At 73.1% G+C, this 20,900-nt stretch carries 17 protein-coding genes; 7 read left to right on the top strand and 10 right to left on the bottom strand.

Translation table 11 applies throughout. The annotated features are described in order from the left end of the window. Nucleotides 1-115 precede the first annotated feature (115 nt). The gene (locus tag ACZ56V_RS00270) at nucleotides 116-439 is read left to right on the top strand and encodes an STAS domain-containing protein (RefSeq protein WP_030187305.1); all 324 of its coding nucleotides are present in this window, start codon (nucleotides 116-118) and stop codon (nucleotides 437-439) included. 233 nt (nucleotides 440-672) lie between these two features. After that, nucleotides 673-3,297, top strand: coding sequence for an ATP-binding protein (locus ACZ56V_RS00265; RefSeq protein WP_398912907.1), 2,625 nt, complete (start codon nucleotides 673-675; stop codon nucleotides 3,295-3,297). Between the two features lie 82 nt (nucleotides 3,298-3,379). On the opposite strand, the gene nucS is transcribed toward ACZ56V_RS00265, so the two are convergent. Then, nucleotides 3,380-4,051, bottom strand: a complete 672-nt coding sequence (gene nucS, locus ACZ56V_RS00260) for an endonuclease NucS (RefSeq protein WP_059301477.1) — start codon at nucleotides 4,049-4,051, stop codon at nucleotides 3,380-3,382. A 277-nt stretch (nucleotides 4,052-4,328) separates the two neighbouring features. Between nucS and ACZ56V_RS00255 the strand changes: the two genes are divergently transcribed. Continuing rightward, entirely contained in the window at nucleotides 4,329-4,721 is a 393-nt protein-coding gene (locus ACZ56V_RS00255) for an SCO5389 family protein (RefSeq protein ID WP_030402715.1), read from the top strand. Nucleotides 4,722-4,803: 82 nt separating this feature from the next. Here the strand turns inward: ACZ56V_RS00255 and ACZ56V_RS00250 are convergent, their stop codons facing one another. Further along, nucleotides 4,804-5,832 (bottom strand): LLM class flavin-dependent oxidoreductase, encoded by a 1,029-nt coding sequence (locus tag ACZ56V_RS00250; RefSeq protein ID WP_398912905.1) that lies wholly within the window; start codon nucleotides 5,830-5,832, stop codon nucleotides 4,804-4,806. 255 nt (nucleotides 5,833-6,087) lie between these two features. Here ACZ56V_RS00250 and ACZ56V_RS00245 point away from each other — a divergent pair, with 255 nt between their 5' ends. Then, the gene (locus tag ACZ56V_RS00245; protein WP_104631672.1) at nucleotides 6,088-6,420 is read left to right on the top strand and encodes an ATP/GTP-binding protein; all 333 of its coding nucleotides are present in this window, start codon (nucleotides 6,088-6,090) and stop codon (nucleotides 6,418-6,420) included. 8 nt (nucleotides 6,421-6,428) lie between these two features. On the opposite strand, the gene ACZ56V_RS00240 is transcribed toward ACZ56V_RS00245, so the two are convergent. The 7 genes from ACZ56V_RS00240 to mce all read right to left on the bottom strand — a co-directional run bounded on the left by ACZ56V_RS00240 (nucleotide 6,429) and on the right by mce (nucleotide 16,353). Next, nucleotides 6,429-7,298 (bottom strand): ABC transporter permease, encoded by an 870-nt coding sequence (locus ACZ56V_RS00240; protein WP_356360565.1) that lies wholly within the window; start codon nucleotides 7,296-7,298, stop codon nucleotides 6,429-6,431. Then, nucleotides 7,295-8,548 (bottom strand): ABC transporter ATP-binding protein, encoded by a 1,254-nt coding sequence (locus ACZ56V_RS00235; protein ID WP_467381582.1) that lies wholly within the window; start codon nucleotides 8,546-8,548, stop codon nucleotides 7,295-7,297. The genes ACZ56V_RS00240 and ACZ56V_RS00235 overlap by 4 nt, the downstream gene beginning before the upstream one ends. A 134-nt stretch (nucleotides 8,549-8,682) precedes the next feature. Further along, nucleotides 8,683-9,453: an ABC transporter permease gene (locus ACZ56V_RS00230; protein ID WP_198601372.1), complete on the bottom strand. Its 771-nt coding sequence runs from the start codon at nucleotides 9,451-9,453 to the stop codon at nucleotides 8,683-8,685. 2 nt (nucleotides 9,454-9,455) lie between these two features. Beyond that, entirely contained in the window at nucleotides 9,456-10,448 is a 993-nt protein-coding gene (locus tag ACZ56V_RS00225) for an ABC transporter ATP-binding protein (protein ID WP_398912900.1), read from the bottom strand. A gap of 109 nt (nucleotides 10,449-10,557) precedes the next feature. After that, the gene (locus ACZ56V_RS00220) at nucleotides 10,558-11,490 is read right to left on the bottom strand and encodes a coiled-coil domain-containing protein (protein WP_052840645.1); all 933 of its coding nucleotides are present in this window, start codon (nucleotides 11,488-11,490) and stop codon (nucleotides 10,558-10,560) included. A 207-nt stretch (nucleotides 11,491-11,697) separates the two neighbouring features. Beyond that, on the bottom strand, nucleotides 11,698-15,678 hold the full coding sequence (gene scy, locus ACZ56V_RS00215) for a polarized growth protein Scy (RefSeq protein ID WP_467381578.1): 3,981 nt from the start codon (nucleotides 15,676-15,678) through the stop codon (nucleotides 11,698-11,700). A 234-nt stretch (nucleotides 15,679-15,912) separates the two neighbouring features. After that, the gene (mce, locus tag ACZ56V_RS00210) at nucleotides 15,913-16,353 is read right to left on the bottom strand and encodes a methylmalonyl-CoA epimerase (RefSeq protein WP_030187341.1); all 441 of its coding nucleotides are present in this window, start codon (nucleotides 16,351-16,353) and stop codon (nucleotides 15,913-15,915) included. Between the two features lie 149 nt (nucleotides 16,354-16,502). Between mce and ACZ56V_RS00205 the strand changes: the two genes are divergently transcribed. From ACZ56V_RS00205 to ACZ56V_RS00195, 3 genes are all read left to right on the top strand, one after another. Next, nucleotides 16,503-17,708 carry an acetyl-CoA C-acetyltransferase gene (locus tag ACZ56V_RS00205; protein WP_356360575.1) on the top strand — a complete coding sequence of 402 codons (1,206 nt, stop codon included), beginning with the start codon at nucleotides 16,503-16,505 and terminating at the stop codon, nucleotides 17,706-17,708. A 43-nt stretch (nucleotides 17,709-17,751) separates the two neighbouring features. After that, complete coding sequence (meaB, locus tag ACZ56V_RS00200) at nucleotides 17,752-18,708, top strand: methylmalonyl Co-A mutase-associated GTPase MeaB (protein WP_467381576.1); 957 nt, start codon at nucleotides 17,752-17,754, stop codon at nucleotides 18,706-18,708. 240 nt (nucleotides 18,709-18,948) lie between these two features. Further along, nucleotides 18,949-20,241 (top strand): MFS transporter, encoded by a 1,293-nt coding sequence (locus ACZ56V_RS00195; protein ID WP_468938039.1) that lies wholly within the window; start codon nucleotides 18,949-18,951, stop codon nucleotides 20,239-20,241. Here ACZ56V_RS00195 and ACZ56V_RS00190 read toward each other — a convergent pair. Continuing rightward, entirely contained in the window at nucleotides 20,177-20,893 is a 717-nt protein-coding gene (locus ACZ56V_RS00190) for a PepSY domain-containing protein (RefSeq protein ID WP_468938036.1), read from the bottom strand. The genes ACZ56V_RS00195 and ACZ56V_RS00190 overlap by 65 nt on opposite strands. Nucleotides 20,894-20,900 lie beyond the last annotated feature (7 nt).

Here is a 20,900-nt window from a genome sequence, read left to right as displayed (position 1 = left end):
CCGGTCGTTTCGGCCAGTCAGAGGGTGCAACGCCTGATATCGCCGAGAGACCACGCACGGAACGCAACGCCAAGACGAAGAAGACGACGAAGAAGACGCACGCCGGGGAGCGCATATGCACATCAGGGGCGACCACGTCGAGCTGGTCGTCGGGGGCCGCCTCGACGTCCGCAGCGCGGCGGACGCCCGTACGGTCCTGCACTCGGCCGTCGACGACGGAGTCGGCGACCTGGTGCTGGACCTGTCCGAACTGGACTCCTGGGACGCCACCGGACTCGGCGTCATCATGGGAGCCCACCGGCGGGCCGGGCGCTGCGGGCGGCGACTGGTGCTGCGCGACGTACCGCCGCAGATGCAGCGCCTGCTGGTGGCCACCCGGCTGCACCGGATCCTCGCCATCGAGGGCGGCATCGGTGTGGAGACCCTGCCCCGCGTGTAAGTGAAGGTTCACACCTCCGACACACGCAATCCTCACGAGACCGTGACCTCTCGGGCCGTCCGGCACCCCGGACTGTCGGCGATACTGGGCGAAGGTTTAGGGTCTGGCTGCCCGCTGCCTTAGCAAACCCGCCGGCGGGCCCGGACCAGAAGCGACAGCGCGGTGTGCGGCAAGGCCGGGAGGATGGTCCCGACCGGGGCCCTGCACACGACGCTTTTGGGGGGCTTGAACCAATGGACCCGACCAACCGGGGCCCTGAGGAGTACGGCCAGGACGGCGACCACCAGGCGCCGCGCCCGCGCCCGCACAGGGACCCCCTCACCTCCGACTTCGGACAGCACGCGCCCGCCCTCGCCCGCACGGTGCAGCTGGTGTCCGGCGACTTCCTGCTCACCGTCAACCCCGTCGACGGCAGCGAGATCGAGGTCTGCCCGCCCGCGGAGCGGCCCGCCCGGCCCGAGAAGCTCACCGCGGCCGAACGCGCCGAGGCGGAGCGCGCCGCGCGGCCGTCCGTACCCCCGGGACCGGTCCGCACCGTCCTGGGCCTGCTGGCCCGCGAGGACGAACGCGAACGCCTGGTGCGGCTGCTCGCCCGCGGCCGCTCCGTCCGCCTCACCGGCCCCGCCGGCTCCGGCCGCACCAGCCTCCTCGACCTCGTCGCCGAGGACTGCGCGGGCCTCGCGCCCGACGGCGTCGTCCGGCTCAACGGCCACCACCGCACCGCCGACGACCTGCTCCACGACCTCTTCTACGCCGTCCACCGCGCGCCCCTGCACCGTCCGGGCCGCACGGAGCTCCTCGGGTACCTCCGCGAGGTGGGCGCGGTCGTCGTCCTGGACGATGTCGAGTTCGGCGGCACCGCCCTCGACGAGCTCCTCGACGCCACCCCCGAGTGCGCCTACCTCTTCGGCGCGACCCCGGAGGTGGCCGCACCCTCCGCCGACTCGGCCGTCGAGGAGGTCTTCCTCACCGGCCTGGACCGCTCGGACGGCGTGGAGCTGCTGGAGCGCGCCGCCGGGCGCCCCCTCACCGAGGAGGAGGCCAACTGGGCCGGCGACCTCTGGTTCGAGTCCGAGGGCCTGCCGCTGCGCTTCGTCCAGGCCGGTGCCCTGCTGCGCCGCCGGGACCGGGAGCGGGCCGGTGCCGACGCCGTCGACGAGTTCGGCGTCTTCGCCGACGCCCGCCCGGCCGACGACACCCCCTACGAGGCCACCGAGGCCGACGACGTACCCCTGCCGTCCCTCGGCGAGGCCGCCGCGCCCGCACCGCTGCTCGCCTCCCGGCTGAGCGCCTCCGCCCGCGCCACCCTGGAGTTCGCCGTCGCGCTCGGCGGCGAGGTGCCGCACCAGGCGCACCTGCCCGCCCTGGTCGGCGACACCCACGCGGACGCCGCCCTCGGCGAGCTGACCGACTGCGGACTGGTCTCCCCGGTCGGCTCCCGCTACCGGCTGGCCGCCGGGGTGCTCACCCAGCTGGAGAGCGCCGGCTACGCCGACGCCGTACGGGAGCGGGCACTGGCCGCCGCCCAGCACTACGCCTGGTGGGCCGGGCACCCCTCGGTCACCCCGGAGCGGGTCTGCGCCGAGGCCGACGCCGTCCTGGCCGCCCTTGCCGTGCTGGTGCCGACGACGACCCCGCCCGCGGGCGACGCGGACAGCCCCGCCGTCCAGTTGGCCCGCACCGCGGCGCCCGCGTTCGCCGCCGGACTGCACTGGAGCGCCTGGCAGCGGGCGCTGCGCTCCGGCACCGAGGCCTCCCGGCTCGCCGGTGACGTCGCCGAACAGGCCTACTTCCACCACGAGCTGGGCGTCCTCGCGCTGTGCGAGGACCAGCTGGACCGGGCGCGCGCCGAGCTGGAGGCCTCCATCGGGCTGCGCGGCGCGCTCTCCGACAAGCGCGGCGCCGTGGCGGGCCGCCGCGCCCTCGCGCTGGTCGCCGACCGCACCGGGGACACCCCGGGCCTGGGCAGCGGCGCGGGCGCGTTCGGCGCGGCGGCGCCCGTCGCCGGGTTCGGCGTCGTCGGCGCCGGGCTCGGTCCGACGGTGGGGGAGGAGGTGCCCGACGCCCGCAACGAGGAGTCGGTGTCGCCGTCCGCGGGTGTCCCCGCGCCCTTCCCGCCGCTCCAGCCGCCTCCCCAGTCCCCGACCCTCGTCACCCGCCGCGAACCCGAGGAGGAGCCGTCCCGCACGGTCGCGGGCGGCATCAAGGGCTTCGCCCGGCGGAACCTGGTGGCCGCCGGAGCCGGCGCGCTGCTCGTCGCCGTGCTCGGCACGGTGGTGACCCTGGGGGCCACGTCGGAGAACGACCCCGGTGACCCCTCCAACGAGGTCGGCGTCAACCCGTCGGCGAGCCAGGGCATCGACGACGGCAGTCTGGACGCGGACCGGCCCTCGGACGACGGCAAGGACCAGGAGACGCCCGGCGGCCCGACCGACTCGGGCCCGGACGGCACCCCGGGCACGTCGGACGACCCGACACCGACGGAGTCGGGGCGGCCCTCCGGCGGGCCCAGCAGCACCGGCGACGCCACCGACCCCGGTGACGACGAGAGCCCGGACGACCCCGGGTCGCCGGACGAGCCGAGCAAGTCGCCGAGCGCGCCGACGACGAAGCCGACGTCGCCGAAGCCGACGGACACCGAGCCGACGGACCCCGGGACGCCCACCGAGTCCGACGACCCCACCACACCCGCCCCCACCGACACGGACACGCCGCCGCCCTCGACTCCGGAGACCTCCGACACGGCGAGCCGCGAGTCGACCCCCACCGCCGCCGGTTCCCCCGCGGACACCGCGACCGCCACGCAGAGCGGCGCGGCGACCGGTGGACCGGGCACGGTGACGGGCCCGGTCATCTGACCCCGCGGGACGGGCGACAGTGCGGGAGGGCCGGGTCCGCCGCACGGACCCGGCCCTCCTCCGCGTCGTACCCGACGCCCTCTTAGAACAGCCGCAGCTTGTCGTCCTCGATGCCCCGCAGTGCGTTGTAGTCCAGCACCTGGCAGCCGATGCCGCGGTCCGTGGCCAGCACGCGGGCCTGCGGCTTGATCTCCTGGGCGGCGAACACGCCGCGCACCGGGGCGAGATGCGGGTCGCGATTCAACAGCTCCAGATAGCGCGTGAGTTGCTCCACGCCGTCGATCTCGCCGCGCCGCTTGATCTCGACCGCGACGGTCCCGCCCTGGGCGTCCCGGCACAGGATGTCGACCGGGCCGATGGCGGTCATGTACTCACGGCGGATCAGGGTGTAGCCCTCGCCCAGGGTGTCGATGCGGTCGGCCAGCAGCTCCTGGAGGTGTGCTTCCACGCCGTCCTTGATCAGGCCCGGATCGACGCCCAGTTCGTGCGAGGAGTCGTGGAGGATCTCCTCCATCGTGATGATGAGCTTCTCGCCCGCCTTGTTGACGACGGTCCAGACGCCCTCCTCCTCGCCCGTGCCCTCCTTCAGGGTGCAGGGCGGCGACATCCAGTTGAGGGGCTTGTAGGCCCGGTCGTCGGCGTGGATCGAGACGCTGCCGTCCGCCTTGACCAGGATCAGCCGGGGGGCCGAGGGCAGGTGGGCGGTGAGCCGTCCGGCGTAGTCGACGGAGCAGCGGGCAATGACGAGACGCATGGTCGGCAACGCTACTCGACGGGCCCGGCCCGACGCGATTCGCCCGGACCCGGTCGCCGCGCGCTGTCCCACTTCTCCCATTGGCCCCGTCTTGCGCACTGGCCGATTGTGGGCCTACCGGATGGTGTCCATCTGGGCATTCTCCTGGTGCGGTCACGATCGGTTGCTTACGGTATTGAACGGGAGGTCGCGAACTGTGTACGCAGCGTGTTCGGAATCGCGTACTCCCTTCACTGTCCGGCAACCCCTGCTGGTCGGGGGTGCGAGAGGAGAACCCATGTCGCTCGACGTCTCACCGGCCCTACTCGAACAGGCCGAGCGAGGCGAGGTCGACGAAGCAGACTTCGTCGACTGCGTCCGGACCTCCCTGCCCTACGCATGGGAGATGATCAGCTCCCTGGTGGCACAGCTGAAGGTCGACGGCGGAGCGTTCGCCGACAACCAGACGCCCCCGCCGGACGAGCAGGCGCGCGGTCAGCTCCTGCGTGCGCTCGCGAGTGACGCCATACGCGGTGCACTGCAGCGGCACTTCGGGGTGCGGCTGGCCTTCCAGAACTGCCACCGGGTGGCGGTGTTCCCGTTGGACTCCTCTGTCGACGAGACGCTGACCAAGTTCACGTCGGTGCGCAGCCAGTTGCTGAACCAGTCGCCGGAACTGCGCGACTGCTGACGGCCCCTAGAGCGCCCGCTTGCCGCTCCGTACGCGGGAGGTGCAGTTCTGTACCGGAGCGGCAAGCTCCCCGCCCGCCGGCTCAGCGGAGCTGGGGGAGTACCTCGGCCCCGAGCCGGCGTACGTTCTCCTCGGTCGCCGCCAGGTCTCCGGAGCCCTCGACGAGCAGCGCGAAGCGGGAGATGCCGGTCCGCTCGCCGGTCGCCGCGAGCCGGTCCGCGCACAGCCGGGGCGTGCCCACCGGGTGCAGCCCGCAGAGCAGTTCGGTGTACGCGTGCGGGTCGCGCATCTGCCGGGCCCGGCCGTCCACCGTGACATGGGCGCCCAGCCCCTGCCGCAGCCACCCCGGCATCGCCTTGAGCAGGGTCTCCGCCGCGTCCGTGCGCCGGTCCGCGATCTGGCAGACGCCGGCCGAGACGTGCGCCGCGCCGTGGACCTCCGCGGCCGGCCGGCCGGCCGCGCGGGCGTGACGGCGCCACAGGGCGACCATCTCCGCCTTCTCCTCGTCGCCGACGTGCATCCCGAGGAGCATCGGCAGCCCCCGCTCGGCCGCCAGGCGCACGCTCGACGGCGAGGTGCAGGCGACGACGACCTCCGGACCCGGCTCCTCGGAGAGGGACTCCGACGGCCGCGGCACGACCGGCACCTCGCGGAAGCGGTAGCGGTCCCCCGAGGCGCCGACGGACGGTTCGCGCAGCCAGCGCAGCAGCAGGTCGAGCGACTCCGGAAAACCCTTCTCGTACGCCTCCAGACCCGCGCCGAACACCTCCAGGTCCACCCACGGACCGCCGCGCCCCACGCCCAGCGAGAAGCGGCCGCCGCTTGTGACGTGCAGCAGCGCGGCCTGCTCGGCGAGCGCCACGGGATGGACGGTGGGCAGCACACTGACCGCGGTGCCGACCCTCAGGCGCCGGGTGCGGCCCAGCAGCAGGGCGGCCAGGGTCACGGCCGACGGACACGTGCCGTACGGCACGAAGTGGTGTTCGGCCAGCCAGACGGTGTCGAGCCCGGCCTCCTCGGCGACCTCGGCCGAGCGGACCGCGCGGTGCAGCGCTTCCCCCTGGCCCTGGCCCGGGAACTGGGCCCCCAACACGAAACTTCCTACGCGCATTGCCTTTTCCTGCTTCCTCGGCCCCGACGTGGAGCTCCCCCTGCACGGCATAACCGCCTGACACGTGCCGAGGACACGGCAGGACTAAGGGATTTGCGGATTGTCTGCAGAATCGGCCGTTGTGGGACGGCGCACGGGCCCGGACGGGAACCCCGAGCGGGGGACTTGCGGTGTTCCGCGCCGTACGCGTACCCGTGTCCGTGCCGCGTAGGCTGGATGCCGCCCTGCTTCCTGTATAGCTCCGTGAGGTGTCCCGTGTCCCCGCGTCGCAACCGACCCAAGGGAGCCGGCCCGTCCGGCCGGAGCGCCGAGGAGGACGGCTCCGGCCGTTACGGCGGCTGGCAGTCCTCGGAGAGCTGGCAGGGCGAGGAGTGGAGCGTACGGCACGTGGCGGGCGCGAGCGCGCAGGGCAAGTCGTACCGCTGCCCGGGATGCGACCAGCTCATCCCCGACGGCGTCCCGCACGTGGTGTCCTGGCCCGCCCACTCGGGCGTCGACGACCGCCGGCACTGGCACAAGGCGTGCTGGAACGCGAAGGACCGCCGCACCACGCGGGTGCAGCGGTCCCGTAACGCGCCGAGGTTCTGACCGCCGCTCTACACGTCCCGCTTCTCCAGCAGGGTGAAGGCGGCGGCGAGCGCGGCCGCCGTCACACCGAGCACGATCCACAGCGGGTCCCAGCCCGAGGGCCCGGACTCGGAGAGCGAGTTGGCGTAGAAAATGCTCATCTGGTTCGGGATCGAGTACTCGAACAGCGCCTGCTGCACGTCCTTGAGCGACTCCGAGAACATGAACAGCGCGATCACCAGGGGCGCGAGCAGGATGCCGATCATGATGGTGATGGCGCCCGCCGAGTGCCGGATGATCGAGCCCATGGCCAGCGAGAGCAGCCCCAGCAGCGCGACGTAGAGCGAGACGCCGACGGTGCCCTTCAGCCACTCCGCGCCGGTCGGGTTCTGCGCGCCGTTGCCCTCCAGCATGGACACGTGGGCCAGCCCGACCAGCGTCGCGGAGACCAGCGTCACCACGAACGCCACCAGGAAGAACACGATGCCCTTGGCCGCCAGCACCCGGCCGCGGCTGGGGCAGGCGGTCATGGTCGTGCGGATCATGCCCGTGCCGTACTCCGAGGCGGTGGTCAGCACGCCGAGCGTGATCACGCACATGCTGCCGAGCAGCAGCCCGAAGAAACCGAGGCTCAGCGCGCTCTCGCCGGCCAGGTCGGAGTCCGAGCTCGCCACCACCGCGCCGGTCAGCAGCCCGATGCCGAGGACCAGCAGGACGAACACGCCCAGCGTCCACATCGTCGAACGCACCGACTTGATCTTCGTCCACTCCGAGGCCAGCGCGTGCACGAGGGTCGTGCGCACCACCGGGATCGGCGACGTGTAGGTCGGGTACGGCGAACCGGGCGCCGCGTGCCAGTCGGGCGCGGCCTGCTGCGTCGGGGGCTGGGGCGTGCTCATCGGGCGTCCTCGGGCTTGGTCGGGTCGGTGACGGGCGCGGCCGCGGGCGGCGCCGGTGCCGCGGCGGGCGCCTGGGGCATCGGCGGGGCCTGGGGCGCCTGCCGCGCCGCGTACGGGTTGGCCGGCGGACCGCCCGGCACCGTCCCGGGCGCCACCGGTGCGCCGTACGGGCCCGCGGCGGCCTGACCCGGCGCGCCCTGCGGCGCGGCGAAGGGCTGGCCGCCCTGCTGGGGCGGCGGCGGGGCGTACCAGCCGGGCTGGCCCTGTCCCGGTACCGGCATCGGCGGCTGCGCGCCGGGCGGCAGGGGCTGCTGGAGCCCGGCCTTCTGGTCGGCGGTCGACCGGTAGTCCACGGCGCCCTGCGTCATCCGCATGTACGCCTCCTCCAGCGAGGCCTGGTGCGGCGACAGCTCCCACAGCCGTACGTCGGTGTCGTGCGCGATGTCGCTGATCCGGGGGAGGGCGAGCCCGGTCACGCGCAGCGCGCCGTCCTGCTCGGGCAGCACGTGCCCGCCCGCCTCGGTCAGCGCCGAGGTCAGCTTCTCGCGCAGCTGCGGATCGGTGTCCGGCGTCCGCACGCGGGCGAAGTCGGCGGAGTTGGCCGAGATGAAGTCCGTCACGCTCATGTCGGCGAGCAGCTGGCCCCGTCCGATGACGATCAGGTGGTCGGCGGTCAGCGCCATCTCGCTCATCAGGTGCGAGGAGACGAAGACGGTGCGGCCCTCCGCCGCGAGCGCCTTCATCAGGTTGCGCACCCAGTGGATGCCCTCCGGGTCGAGGCCGTTGACCGGCTCGTCGAAGAGCAGCACCTGGGGGTCGCCGAGGAGCGCGGCGGCGATGCCGAGCCGCTGGCCCATGCCGAGCGAGAAGCCCTTGGAACGCCGCTTGGCCACGTCCTGGAGGCCCACCACGCCGAGCACCTCGTCCACCCGGCGGGCCGGGATCCCGGACAGCTGGGCGAGGCTCAGCAGATGGTTGCGGGCGGCCCGGCCGCCGTGCACCGCCTTGGCGTCGAGCAGCGCGCCGACGTGCCGCGCGGCGTTCGGCAGCCTGCGGTACGGGTGGCCGCCGATCGTCACGTGCCCCGCGGTGGGGTTGTCCAGGCCGAGGATCATCCGCATCGTCGTCGACTTGCCGGAGCCGTTCGGCCCCAGGAAGCCGGTGACGGCACCGGGCCGCACCTGGAAGGAGAGGTTGTACACGGCGGTCTTGTCGCCGTATCGCTTGGTCAGGCCGACAGCCTCGATCATGCTCCGCACCCATCGGAAGGTTCAGGGACAGCAGGGCACACGCCCCCGTAAGGGTTAGGAGGATATCCAGGCGCTGACGGTTCCGTTCAAGCGCGGGCAAAATCCGACGCCGTACGAAGACCGGACGGAGGGGGTCAGGCGTCCCTCCGCTTCAGCACCGCGTACCCGCCCACGAGCGCCGCGATCACCCACAGTGCCATGATCCCGAGGCCGCCCCAGGGTCCGTACGGGACGTCGTCGTCGATCGGCGTGACCACCTGCATGATCTTGCTGCCGGCCTGGTCCGGCAGGAACCGGCCGACCTTCTCCGTCGCGGGGACGTTGCCCAGGATGTTGGAGATGAGGAAGAAGAACGGCATCAGGATGCCCAGCGACAGCATCGGTGAGCGCAGCATCGCCGCGACGCCCATCGAGAACATCGCGATGAGGGTCATGTAGAGGCCGCCGCCGAACACCGCGCGCAGCACGCCCGGGTCGCCGATCGACGCCTTGAGGTCGCCGAGCATCGCCTGGCCCAGGAAGAACGTGGCGAAACTGGTGACCATGGCCACCACGAGTGCGAGGGCGGTGGCCACCGCGATCTTGCTGAACAGGAAGGTGCCGCGCCGCGGCACGGCGGCCAGCGAGGTGCGGATCATCCCGGAGCTGTACTCGTTGCCCACGACCAGCACCCCGAACACGATCATCGCCAGCTGGCCGAGGCTGGTGCCGGCGAAGCTGATGAAGGTCGGGTCGAAGGAGAGCTGGTCCCGCCGGCTCATGTCGCCGAACTCGTTCTTCGACAGGGCCGAGATCAGCATGCCGAGGGCGATGGTGACGACCACGGCGAGGCCCAGCGTCCACACCGTGGACGCGACCGACCGGATCTTGGTCCACTCGGACCGGACGACCTGTGTCGCCGCCATGCTCAACCCCTCTTCCAGTCGCTGCCCCACGGCTGCTGCGGAGGCTGCCCCGATGGCTGTTGCTGCTGCGGAACCGCGCCGGGCGGCTGCCCGTCGTGCGCGTGGTACTCCACGGACTCCGCGGTCAGCTGCATGAACGCCTCCTCCAGCGAGGCCCGCTGCGGGCTCAGCTCGTGCAGCACGATCTGCTGCCGCGCCGCCAGCTCGCCGACCGCCTCCGACTTGTCGCCGTCCACCTCCAGGACCCCGTCGGCCGCCTCGACGACCGTGACCCCGGCACCGTGCAGCGCGTCGAGCAGCTGCTCGCGCTGCGGGGTGCGGATCCGCACGTAGCTGCGCGAGTTCTCCGCGATGAACTCGGCCATCGAGGTGTCCGCAAGCAGCCTGCCCTGGCCGATGACCACCAGGTGGTCGGCGGTCAGCGCCATCTCGCTCATCAGGTGGGAGGAGACGAAGACCGTACGGCCCTGGGAGGCCAGGGTCTTCATCAGATTGCGGATCCAGTGGATGCCCTCGGGGTCCAGACCGTTGACCGGCTCGTCGAACATCAGGATCCGCGGGTCGCCGAGCAGCGCGCCGGCGATGCCCAGCCGCTGCCCCATGCCGAGGGAGAAGCCCTTGGTCTTCTTCCTGGCGACCGCCGAGAGCCCGACCGTGTCCAGGACCTCACGCACCCGGCTCGCCGGGATGCCGTTGCTCTGCGCGAGGCACAGCAGGTGGTTGTAGGCGCTGCGCCCGCCGTGCCAGGCCTTGGCCTCGAGGAGCGCGCCGATGTACGTCAGCGGGTCCTTCAGCTGCTCGTAGTGCTTGCCGTCGATCCGCACGTCCCCGGCGGTCGGCCGGTCCAGGCCCAGCACCATCCGCATGGTCGTCGACTTGCCCGCGCCGTTGGGGCCGAGGAAGCCCGTGATGATGCCGGGTCTGACGGTGAATGAGAGATTGTTGACCGCCACCTTCTCGCCGTACCGCTTGGTCAGCCCCTCGAGCTCGATCATGGCGCCCACGCTAGAACGGGACGAGGCCCACTGCCACCCCAGTGACAGAAGGCCTCGTCTTGTTCGTACGTATTCAGCAGGTGCGCGCCCCCGTGCGGGCCGAGCCGCCTCAGCGGGACTGCTGGGCCGGCACCCCGCGGGAGACCGACTCGTCCTCGACCGACGGCGCGGCGGCCACCGCGGCACCCGTGAGGGACGCCAGCATCTCGCGCACGTTGGTCAGCTGCGCGTTGATGGAGTCGCGGCGGTTGGTGAGGGCGGCCAGCTCGCGCTCCGACTCCGAACGGATCCGGTCGGCCTTGGCGTTGGCGTCGGCCACGATGTCCTCGGACTGGCGCTGCGCCGTCTCCACGGTCTGGCGGGCCCGGCGCTCGGCGTCCGTGCGCAGCTTCTCCGCCTCCAGGCGCAGCTGCTCCGCGCGGTGCTCGATCTCCGCGAGCCGCTTCTCGGCCTTGGCCTGACGGGAGGCCAGGTCCCGCTCGGACTGCTCGCGGCGCTTGGCGAGGTTCGTCTCGAAGTCGGCGGCGGCCTGCGCGGCCTTGGCGCGGGTCTCCTCGAAGAGGGCGTCGGCCTCGTCGCGCTTGGACTGCGCGTCCTTCTGCGCCTCGGAGCGCAGCTGGGAGGCGTCGCTCTTGGCCTTCTCGACGATCCGGACGCCCTCGTCCTCGGCCTTGGCCTTGCGCTCGGCGGCGTACGACTCCGCGTCGTTGCGCACCTGCTGGGCGGCCGACTCGGCCAGCTCGCGGTGCTGCTCGGCCGCGCGCCGGGCCTCCTCGCGCAGGTCCTTCGCCTCTTCCTCGGCGAGCCGCAGGATCTTCTCGACCCGGGCACCGAGACCGGCGTACGACGGCTCGGCGTCGTTGACCTGGGCCTGGGCGTTCTGGGTCTCGAGGTGGAGCTCCTCGATGCGCTTTTCCAGAGCGGTGATGCGGGCGAGAGCACTGTCACGGTCGGAGACGAGCTTGGAGATACGTTCGTCCACCTGAGCGCGGTCGTACCCACGCCGCACAAGCTCGAAGCCGTAGGGGGAAGTGTCGCTCATGGGGTTCCTGTCGAAAGAGACCGGGTGAGGTGATAGAGGGAATCCTAGGCGCCAATGCGGTGTGTCATCGAGCGGATGCACGTTTGATACGGAGAATGACACCTCTTTTGAGTGGCTGACCCTCGGATGGCTTGCCAAAGCCTCGGGCAGGGGTCCCGTCGGGACTCGGCCAAAGATCTCCAGCAGACACCCAAATCACCCCGAATGCTAGCCGTCTGACGACTTGCCACCCGAACGTGGGGCGCCCACCGTCGCACCGGCCTTCACGCCGTTGTCCTTCGCGCCCCCGGGCGCCTCGAACGACTCCAGTGCCTCCAGCACGTCCTGCACCCGGGAGATCTCCGCGTTGATGTCCTCGCGGCGCCGGACCAGCACCTCCAGCTCGCGCTTGCCCTCGTCGACCGTGGCCCGGGCCTCGCGGACCGCCTCGGCCTTCAGCTCCTCGGCCTCGCGGACCAGGGTGGCCTTCTTCTGCTCGGCCTCCTTGAGCAGCCCCTCGGCCTTCTTGACGGCGGCGATGCGCACCTTGCCCGCCTCGGAGTTGGCCTCCGACACCAGCTCCTTGGCCTTCGCCTCCGCCTTGGCCAGCTGCTCCTCGGCGGCCTTGATGAGCGCGTCGCAGCGGTCGCCGGCCGACTTCATCGTTTCGGCGGCCTCGCGGCGGGCCCGCTCGTGCAGCTCCTCGATCTCGGACGTGAGACGCTCGCGCAGCTCCTCCGCGCGCTCCCTGATGGCGGTCGCGTCCCGACGGGCGCCGACCAGCAGCTCGTCCGCGTCCGTACGGGCCTTCTCCACCCGGGTGTTGCCCTCGACCGTCGCCTCCTGGACGATCCGGTCGGCCTCCGTGCGGGCCGCGCCGACCATCGTGTCGGCCTGCGACTCGGCGTCCGCGGTGGTCTTCTGCGCCTGCTGCTGCGCCTCGGTGAGCAGCTTGTCGGCCTCGGCGGTGGTCTCCGTGATGAGCGTGTCGACCTGCTCGGCGGCCTCCGAGCGCCGCTTGTTGGCGTCCTTGCGGGCCTCGTCGAGGGTCCGCTCGGCCTCCTCGCGGGCCGCCGTGGTGACCCGCTCGGCCTCCGCGGCCGCCTCGCGGCGGACCCGGTCCGCCTCGGTGCGGATCCGCTCGGCGTGCTGCTGCGCGGACCCGACGGTGTCGGCGGCCTCGGCCCGCAGCCGCTCCGCCTCCCCGGTGGCGTCCGAGACCAACTGCTCGGCCCGTGCACTCGCCTCGGCCCGTACCCGCTCGGCCTCGGCGATCGTCTCGGTGCGCAGCCGCTCCGCCTCGGTGGCCGCCTCGGTCCTGACCCGCTCGGCCTCGCTCGCCGCCTCGACGGTGACGCGCTCCGCCTCCGCGAGCGTCTGGGTCCGGATCCGGTCGGTCTCGGCCGCCGTCTCGGTGGTGAGCCGCTCCGCCTCGGAACGTGCCTCGGTGATCAGGGTGTCCGCCTGCGTCGCCGCGTCGGACCGGATGCGGTTGGCGTCCTCGCGGGCGTCCGCCCGGGTGCGGGACGCGGACTGCTCGGCCTCGGCGATGGCGTCGGAGGCCTCGGTGCGCACCCGCTGGGCGTGCTCGGAGACGTCCGCGCGGATCCGGTCGGCCTCCGTGATGGCCTCGGACACGGTCCGCTCGGCCAGCGTCTTGGCGGCCTCGGTCTCCTCCTGCGCCTCGCGCCGCAGCCGTCCGGCGTCCTCGCTGGCCCGCTCCCGCTCGGCGTAGGCGTCGGCGCGGACCCGGTCCGCCTCCTCCTGGGCCTCGTGCCGGGTGCGCTCCGCGGCGTGCTCGGCGGCGCTGCGCAGCCCGGTGATCTCCTCCTGGGCCTGCTCGTGCAGCCCGGCGACCGACTCGCGCACCTGCGTCGCGTGCTGCTCGGCGGCCGACACCATCTCGGTGGCGCGCCGGTCGGCCTCCTCGACCAGCCGCACCGCCTCGGCCTGCGCCTCCTCCACCCGGTTGCGCGCCGAGGCCAGCAGCTCCTCGCTCTGCTCGCGGGCCCGCTCGCGCTCCTGGTCGGCCTCCTGCCGGGCCGAGCCGAGCAGCTCCTCCGCCTCGCGGCGGCGCCGGGCGGCCTCCTCCTGAGCGGCGGCCAGCGCCTCCGACGCCTCGGCCGCGATGCGCTCGGCGGCACTCTGCGCCTCCGCCCGCACCCGGTCGGCGCTCTCCTGCGCCTCCGACTTCAGCCGCTCCGCCTCGCTCGCGGCCTCGGCGCGCAGCCGTACGGCGACGGCCTCGCCCTCCGCGCGGGAGGCGGACGCGTCCGCGGCGGCCTCGGTGCGCAGCCGCTCGGCCTCCGTCTCGGCCTGCTGCTGGAGCGTACGGATACGCTCCGCGGCCTCGGTGCGCAGCCGCTCGCTCTCCTCGGCGGCCTCGCGGCGGATCCGCTCGCCCTCCTCGCGGGCCTCGCTCAGCGCCTCCTCGGCGGCGGTGCGGCGCTCCTCGGCCTCGGTGTGCAGCCGCGTCAGCTCCTCGGCGGCCTCCGCCTGCCGGGCCTCGACAGCGCGCTCGGTCTCCTCGCGCAGCTCGCGGGCGGCCCGCTCGGCCTCCGCCTGGAGCTCCGCCACCCGCTCGGCGGCCTCCGCGCGGTGCCGCTCGGCCTCCGCGCGGGTGCGCTCCAGGGTCTCCTCGGCCTGCCGGCGCAGGGTCGTCGCCCGCTCGATGGCCTCGGTGCGGACCTTCTCGCTGTCCGCCGTCGCGGACTGCCGCAGCTCGTCCGCGTCCGCCTTGGCCTTGGCGAGCAGCTCCTCGGCGGTCTTCGCCGCCTCCTCGATCTGCGCCACGGCCTCCTTGCGGGCCTCGGCGCGGATCTTCTCGCCCTCGGCGACCGCGTCCGCCCGCAGCTGCTCGGCCTCGCCGCGCAGCCGGCGCGCCTCCTCCTGCAGCTCGACGGTCTTGGCGCGGTACTCCTTGGTGTCGTCCTTCGCCGCGCCCTTGAGCTGCTCGGCGATGTCGTGCGCCTCGGCGCGCAGCCGGTCCGCCTCGGCCTCGGCCTCGGTGCGGATCCGCTCGGCCTCCTCGGTGGCGGCCTTCGTGGTGCGCTTGGCGTCCTCGGACGCCTTGTTCAGCACGTCCTCGGCGGTCTTGGCCGCCTTGGACAGCTGGGTGGCCGACTCCTCGGCGGTGATCGTGCGGGCCTTCTCGGCCGCCTCGGCGACGATCCGCTCGGCCTCGGCACGGGCGTCCGCGACCACCTGCTCGGCCTCGGACCTGGTGTTCTCCGCGTCCTTGGTGGCCTCGCCGACCAGCCGGGCGACCTGCTCCTTGGCGGTGCGGGTGCGCTGCTCGTTGGTGGCCTCGGCGCTCGACAGCGCCTTGGCCGCGGCCTCCTGGGCCTCGGCGACCACCTTCTCGGCCTCGGCCTGGGCCTTGCGCAGCGCCTCCTCGGCCTGCGACATGCGCTGCTCGGCGGCCCGGCTCAGCTCCTGGACCTCGCGGCGGGTGGACTCCGACTCGCTGGCGGTGGAGCTGCGCAGCTGCTCGGCGTGGTCGGTGGCCTCCTGCGCCTGCGTGGAGGCGGCGTTCAGCAGCCGCTCGGCGTCGGTACGGGCCCGGCGCAGGATTTGATCGGCCTCGGCACGCGCGCTCTCCGCGTCGCTGCGCAGCCGCTGACGGGCCTCGGCGGTCAGCCGCTCCGCCTCCGCGCGGGCCGCGGCCATCGCCTGCTCGGCCTCGGCACGGGACTCGTCGAGCAGGCGCCGGGCCTGCTGCTCGGTGCGGGCGCGCAGCTGCTCGGCCCAGGCCACGTTCTCGTTGACGTGCGACTCGACGGTCTGCCGGCGCTCGGCCAGCTCCTGGTCCAGCTGCTGGCGGCGGGTCACCGCCTCCTGGTGCAGCTCCGCCTGGAGCCGGGCGGCCTGCTCGGCGTGCTCCTGGAGGATCCGCTGGGTCTGCGCCCGCGCCTGGCTCAGCTCCCGCTCCGCGTCGGCGCGCAGCTGGTCGGCCTGCGTCTGCGCGTTGCGCAGCAACTGCTCGGCCTGGTACCCGATGTCGCCGCCGTCGAAGGCGGGCCGGGACATGATGGTGCGCCGCGCCTCGTGCAGCTTGGCGCGCAGCACCTCGACCTGGTAGCCGAGGTCCTCGGCGTGCTGGATCGCCTTTTCCCGCTCGGTCTTCAGCCGCTTCATCTCGGCCTCGAACCGAGAGAGGTGGTCGACGTCAGCCGCCGGCTCTCGCTCCTGGCTCTCGTAGCCCCGCACTGCGCGGTCCCATCCGTCCCCTGGTCGCAAATCTTCCCGAACGGGCTCCGTCCGTCCGCCGGACGGGGCCCCCGGGGAATGGTGTCAGATCAACGGCGGAGCATGTGCTGCTGCCCCGTCGCCGACCCCCCGAAACACGACCCCGGCGGTCCCGTCGTCGCACGATGACAGGACCGGGTCACCCTGGACTGAGCGGCGACCGCACCCAACCCTACCGGCCCCTATGTACGAGGGTCAGTGCTCAGGTGACTCAACGGCCGCCGATGTGACCAGTTCTGTCAGTACGCCATGGCAGTCCTTGGGGTGCAAGAAGGTGATCCGCGACCCCATGCTCCCGCGCCGGGGCTCGTCGTACAGCACGCGTACGCCCTTGCCCCGGATGTCCGCGGCGTCCGCGTCCACGTCCGCCGTGCCGAAGGCGATGTGGTGGACGCCCTCGCCGTTCTTGGCGAGCCACTTGCCGACCGCGGAGTCCTCGCGAGTGGGCTCCAGGAGCTGGAGGTACGAGGCGCCCCCGTCCGACGTATCGTTGATCTTGAGCATGGCCTCGCGCACCCCCTGTTCCTCGTTGACCTCGGTGTGGAACACCTCGAAGCCGTAGGTGGCACGGTAGAAGTCGACGGTCGCGTCGAGGTCGTGGCAGGCGATTCCGATGTGGTCGATTCGCGTCAGCATGGTTTCAGTGCAGCGCTCCGGAGGTGGTTACGCAACGTGCGCGCGATCACACCGACAGCCCGGTGACGGGCGGGATACCGCTCAGTACATTCGAGTAAACCCTCGTTCACTCCTCGGCCTGTGCGGGCCGGAAAAGGGGATCGCAGCCCATGTCTTCTGCATCGAACGGCACGACTTCCGTCATCGTCGCGGGTGCCCGCACCCCGATGGGGCGGCTGCTCGGCTCCCTGAAGTCCTTCTCCGGGGCCGACCTCGGCGGATTCGCGATCAAGGCCGCCCTCGACCGCGCGGGGATCGGCGGCGACCAGGTCCAGTACGTGATCATGGGGCAGGTGCTCCAGGCCGGCGCCGGGCAGATCCCCGCCCGCCAGGCCGCCGTCAAGGCCGGCATCCCCATGAGCGTCCCGGCGCTCACGGTCAACAAGGTCTGCCTCTCCGGCCTCGACGCCATCGCACTCGCCGACCAGCTCATTCGCGCGGGTGAATTCGACGTGATCGTCGCCGGCGGCCAGGAGTCCATGACCAACGCCCCGCACCTGCTGCCCAAGTCCCGCGAGGGCTACAAGTACGGCGCGGTCCAGATGATCGACGCCATGGCCTACGACGGTCTGACCGACTCCTTCGAGAACATCGCCATGGGCGAGTCCACGGAGAAGCACAACACCCGGCTCGGCATCGAGCGCGCCGCCCAGGACGAGATCGCCGCCCTGTCCCACCAGCGCGCCGCCGCCGCCCAGAAGAACGGCGTCTTCGACGCCGAGATCACCCCGGTCGAGATCCCGCAGCGCAAGGGCGACCCGGTGCTGTTCGGCAAGGACGAGGGCATCCGCGGCGACACCACCGCCGAGTCGCTCGGCAAGCTCCGTCCGGCCTTCGCCAAGGACGGCACCATCACCGCCGGCTCCTCCTCGCAGATCTCCGACGGCGCGGCGGCCGTGGTCGTCATGAGCCGGGCCAAGGCCGAGGAGCTGGGCCTGGAGTGGATCGCGGAGATCGGCGCCCACGGCAATGTCGCGGGCCCGGACAACTCTTTGCAGTCGCAGCCGTCGAACGCGATCCGGCACGCCCTGAAGAAGGAGGGCCTGGAGGTCGGCGACCTGGACCTCATCGAGATCAACGAGGCCTTCGCGGCCGTCGCCGTCCAGTCAATGAAGGACCTCGGTGTGTCCACCGAAAAGGTGAACGTCAACGGTGGTGCCATCGCCCTGGGGCACCCGATCGGCATGTCCGGCGCCCGGCTGGTGCTGCACCTCGCCCTGGAACTGAAGCGGCGCGGCGGCGGGATCGGCGCGGCGGCGCTGTGCGGCGGCGGCGGTCAGGGCGACGCGCTGATCGTGCGGGTGCCCGGGGCCTGACCCCGCGGCCACGACCTTCCGAACGGAGCTGAACGGAGCTGTGATGCAGGACGTCTCCTCACTGGTGGCCCAGGCCCGAGAAGGCCGGCCGCGGGCCGTGGCCCGGCTGATCTCCCTGGTGGAGGGGGCGTCCCCGCAGCTCAGGGAGGTCATGGCGGCGCTCGCGCCGCTCACGGGCAACGCCTACGTGGTCGGTCTGACCGGCTCCCCGGGCGTCGGCAAGTCGACGTCCACCTCGGCGCTGGTGACGGCGTACCGCAAGCAGGGCAAGCGGGTCGGCGTGCTCGCCGTCGACCCGTCCTCTCCCTTCTCCGGCGGCGCCCTGCTCGGTGACCGGGTGCGGATGTCGGAGCACGCCTCCGACCCGGGCGTCTACATCCGCTCGATGGCGACCCGCGGCCACCTCGGCGGCCTCGCCTGGGCCGCGCCGCAGGCCATCCGGGTGCTGGACGCGGCCGGCTGCGACGTGATCCTGGTCGAGACGGTGGGCGTCGGCCAGTCGGAGGTCGAGATCGCCTCCCAGGCCGACACCTCCGTCGTCCTGCTCGCCCCCGGCATGGGCGACGGCATCCAGGCGGCCAAGGCCGGGATCCTGGAGATCGGCGACGTCTACGTCGTCAACAAGGCCGACCGCGACGGCGCCGACGCGACCGCCCGCGAGCTGAACCACATGCTGGGCCTCGGCGAGGCCCGCGCCGCCGGAGACTGGCGCCCGCCCATCGTCAAGACGGTCGCCGCGCGCGGCGAGGGCGTCGACGAGGTCGTCGAGGCGCTGGAGAAGCACCGCGCGTGGATGGAGGAGCGGGACGTCCTCGGCGAACGCCGTCGCGCCCGCGCCGCCCGCGAGGTCGAGACGATCGCCGTCACGACCCTGCGCGAACGCATCGGGGACCTGCACGGCGACCGGCGGCTCGGGGCGCTCGCGGAGCGCATCGTCGCGGGGGAGCTGGATCCGTACCGGGCGGCGGACGAACTGGTGGCGGGGCTGACCCAGGGCTGAGCGGTGCGGGGCGGCTTACCTGGGGCTTCTTTCGCCCCCGCCGCCCCTTCCCTGGGGGCTGCGCCCCCCAGACCCCCCTCTTTTCCGGCCTGAACGGCCTCGTCCTCAAACGCCGGACGGGCTAGAATCCCCCGCGTGTTCCTCCTCTTGGCCTAGGGCCCGCCCCGCGCGCGACCGCCGCATCCGGCCGTCGCGCGCATCGGCGTCCCCTCGTTGCCTTCCTGCTGAGGAACCCTTCGCGTGTCCACGCCTCTTCCGCGGCCCTCGTACGCCGCCGTACTCCGCGTCCCCCATGCCCGCCGCACCTTCGCCGCCGCCCTCGTCGGGCGGCTGTCGTACGGCACGGTCTCCCTCGCGCTGATGCTCTCCCTGACCCGGGCCACCGGGTCGTACGCCGTGGCCGGGCTGGTCATGGCGCTCTTCGGCGCCACGGGTGTCTTCCTGTCCCCCTACCGTGCCTCCCTCGTCGACCGGCACGGTCCGCGCCGGGCCCTGCTGCCCATGGCTCTGCTCTACGCCGTCCTGCTCTGTGTGCTGGCGGCGGTCTGCCGGCGCCCGGGCACCTCCGAGGCCGTCCTCGCGGTGACCGCCGCGTTCGCGGGCGCCTGCACGCCCCCGCTCGGCCCCACGATGCGCGCGGTGTGGGCCCAACTGCTGCCCGACCGGGCCCTTTTGCAGCGCGCCTACAGCCTGGACGGCGTCGCCGAGGAACTGCTCTTCGTCTCCGGCCCGCTCCTGGTCGGCGGCATCGTCGCCGTCGCCCCGCCGGTGGTCGGCGTCGTGCTCAGCGCGGTGCTGGTGGCGGTCGGCACCCTCGCCTTCGTCACCTCACCGGCGACCGCCGCGCCGCGTCCGACGGGACGGGAGAAGAAGGCCGGCCCCGCACCCGGGGACGGCGCCACGGGACAGGCCCGGGCCCTGCTGCAGCCCGTCGTCGTCGCGGCGGCCGTCGGCGTCTCGGTGAGCGCCGTCGACCTCCTCGTCGTGGCCTTCGCGGGGGAGCACGGCCTCGGGGACGGCGCGGTCGCCTGGGTGCTCGCGGCGCTGTCGGTGGGGAGCGCGGTCGGCGGTCTCGTCAACGGCGCCGTCGCCTGGGGCTCGCCCACCCGGGCGCGGCTCCCGTTCTTCACGGCCGGTGTCGGCCTCTGCCTCGCCGCCGCGGGCCTCGCGCCCGGACTCGGCACGCTGGTCCCGGCCGTCATGTGCGCGGGGCTGTTCGTGGCCCCGGCGCTCACCACGGCGTACCTGATCGCCGACGAGAGCGCGGCGCCCGGGTTCCGGGTCCGGGCGGGCGCCTGGTGCAACACCGCCGTGAACGCCGGGATGTCGGTCGGCGCCGCCGCGGTGGGGCTGCTGGTGGAACGGCTGCCGCTGCCGGTGTGCTTCGCGGTGTCCGGCGCGGTCGCCGCGGCGGCGGCCCTGGTGCCGGGGTACCGCCGCGGTGGTTCCGCCCGGCGGGCGGGGCCGATCAGCCGTCGTCGGAGTCGCGCGAGTCGTCGGCGTCGTCCGAGTCGTGCGAGCGGTCGGCCGTGACCTTGCCGGTCTTCGGGTCGACCCGCCAGTCCTGCCCGCCCTTGCCGGAGGCGTGCGTCTCGACCTCCCAGGCGGGCTTGCCGTCACCGCGGTAGCCGTCCTCGTCCAGTTCGACGGAGGTGACGGTCCCGCGGCCCGCCGCCGCCTTCGCGGCCTCGGCGGCGTCGACGGAGGTCCCCTTGAGGGCCGTGCGCACCTCGGCGGTGTCGTCCTCGTCGTCGTCCCGCTCCGAGCCCAGCACCTTGCCGGTGGCCGGGTCGACCCGGACGCTGTACCAGGTGCCGTCGCCGGAGAGGACGTCGACCTCCCAGGCCGCGCGCTCCCGGCGGTCGTCGCCGTCGTCCCCGGAGTCGTCCCCGTCGTCGTCCTCGTCGTCCAGTTCGGCGGAGACGGCGGTGCCCGGAGTGTCCGCGAGGGCGGAGGCGACGGCGTCGGCCGCCGTCACCTTCGCGGAGGCGGCGCCGGCGTCCTCGCGCCGGTCGTCGTCGCGGTCGTCGGCCTCGTCCCGTACCCCGCCGTCGTCCGACACGCTCACGTCCGCGCGGGGCGCCGTGTCCCGGTCGTCGTCCCCCGTCGTCGCCAGGGCCGTCGCCGTACCGCCCCCGACCAGTGCGGCGGCGGTGACGGCGGCGATCACGATGTTGCGCTTCATGAGGTTT

Source organism: Streptomyces sp. NPDC034099, from assembly GCF_055575415.1.
The sequence above is the reverse complement of the archived record's forward strand: the minus strand, read 5'-3'. Positions and strand labels throughout refer to the sequence as shown.

Coding starts and splice junctions, on each gene's coding strand:
- mce (WP_030187341.1), bottom strand. CDS start 16,353: ATGCTGACGCGAATCGACCACATCGGAATCGCCTGCCACGACCTCGAC.
- ACZ56V_RS00205 (WP_356360575.1), top strand. CDS start 16,503: ATGTCTTCTGCATCGAACGGCACGACTTCCGTCATCGTCGCGGGTGCC.
- ACZ56V_RS00240 (WP_356360565.1), bottom strand. CDS start 7,298: ATGAGCACGCCCCAGCCCCCGACGCAGCAGGCCGCGCCCGACTGGCAC.
- ACZ56V_RS00220 (WP_052840645.1), bottom strand. CDS start 11,490: ATGAGCGACACTTCCCCCTACGGCTTCGAGCTTGTGCGGCGTGGGTAC.
- ACZ56V_RS00225 (WP_398912900.1), bottom strand. CDS start 10,448: ATGATCGAGCTCGAGGGGCTGACCAAGCGGTACGGCGAGAAGGTGGCG.
- ACZ56V_RS00250 (WP_398912905.1), bottom strand. CDS start 5,832: ATGCGCGTAGGAAGTTTCGTGTTGGGGGCCCAGTTCCCGGGCCAGGGC.
- ACZ56V_RS00230 (WP_198601372.1), bottom strand. CDS start 9,453: ATGGCGGCGACACAGGTCGTCCGGTCCGAGTGGACCAAGATCCGGTCG.
- meaB (WP_467381576.1), top strand. CDS start 17,752: ATGCAGGACGTCTCCTCACTGGTGGCCCAGGCCCGAGAAGGCCGGCCG.
- ACZ56V_RS00190 (WP_468938036.1), bottom strand. CDS start 20,893: ATGAAGCGCAACATCGTGATCGCCGCCGTCACCGCCGCCGCACTGGTC.
- ACZ56V_RS00255 (WP_030402715.1), top strand. CDS start 4,329: ATGTCGCTCGACGTCTCACCGGCCCTACTCGAACAGGCCGAGCGAGGC.
- ACZ56V_RS00270 (WP_030187305.1), top strand. CDS start 116: ATGCACATCAGGGGCGACCACGTCGAGCTGGTCGTCGGGGGCCGCCTC.
- ACZ56V_RS00265 (WP_398912907.1), top strand. CDS start 673: ATGGACCCGACCAACCGGGGCCCTGAGGAGTACGGCCAGGACGGCGAC.
- nucS (WP_059301477.1), bottom strand. CDS start 4,051: ATGCGTCTCGTCATTGCCCGCTGCTCCGTCGACTACGCCGGACGGCTC.
- ACZ56V_RS00235 (WP_467381582.1), bottom strand. CDS start 8,548: ATGATCGAGGCTGTCGGCCTGACCAAGCGATACGGCGACAAGACCGCC.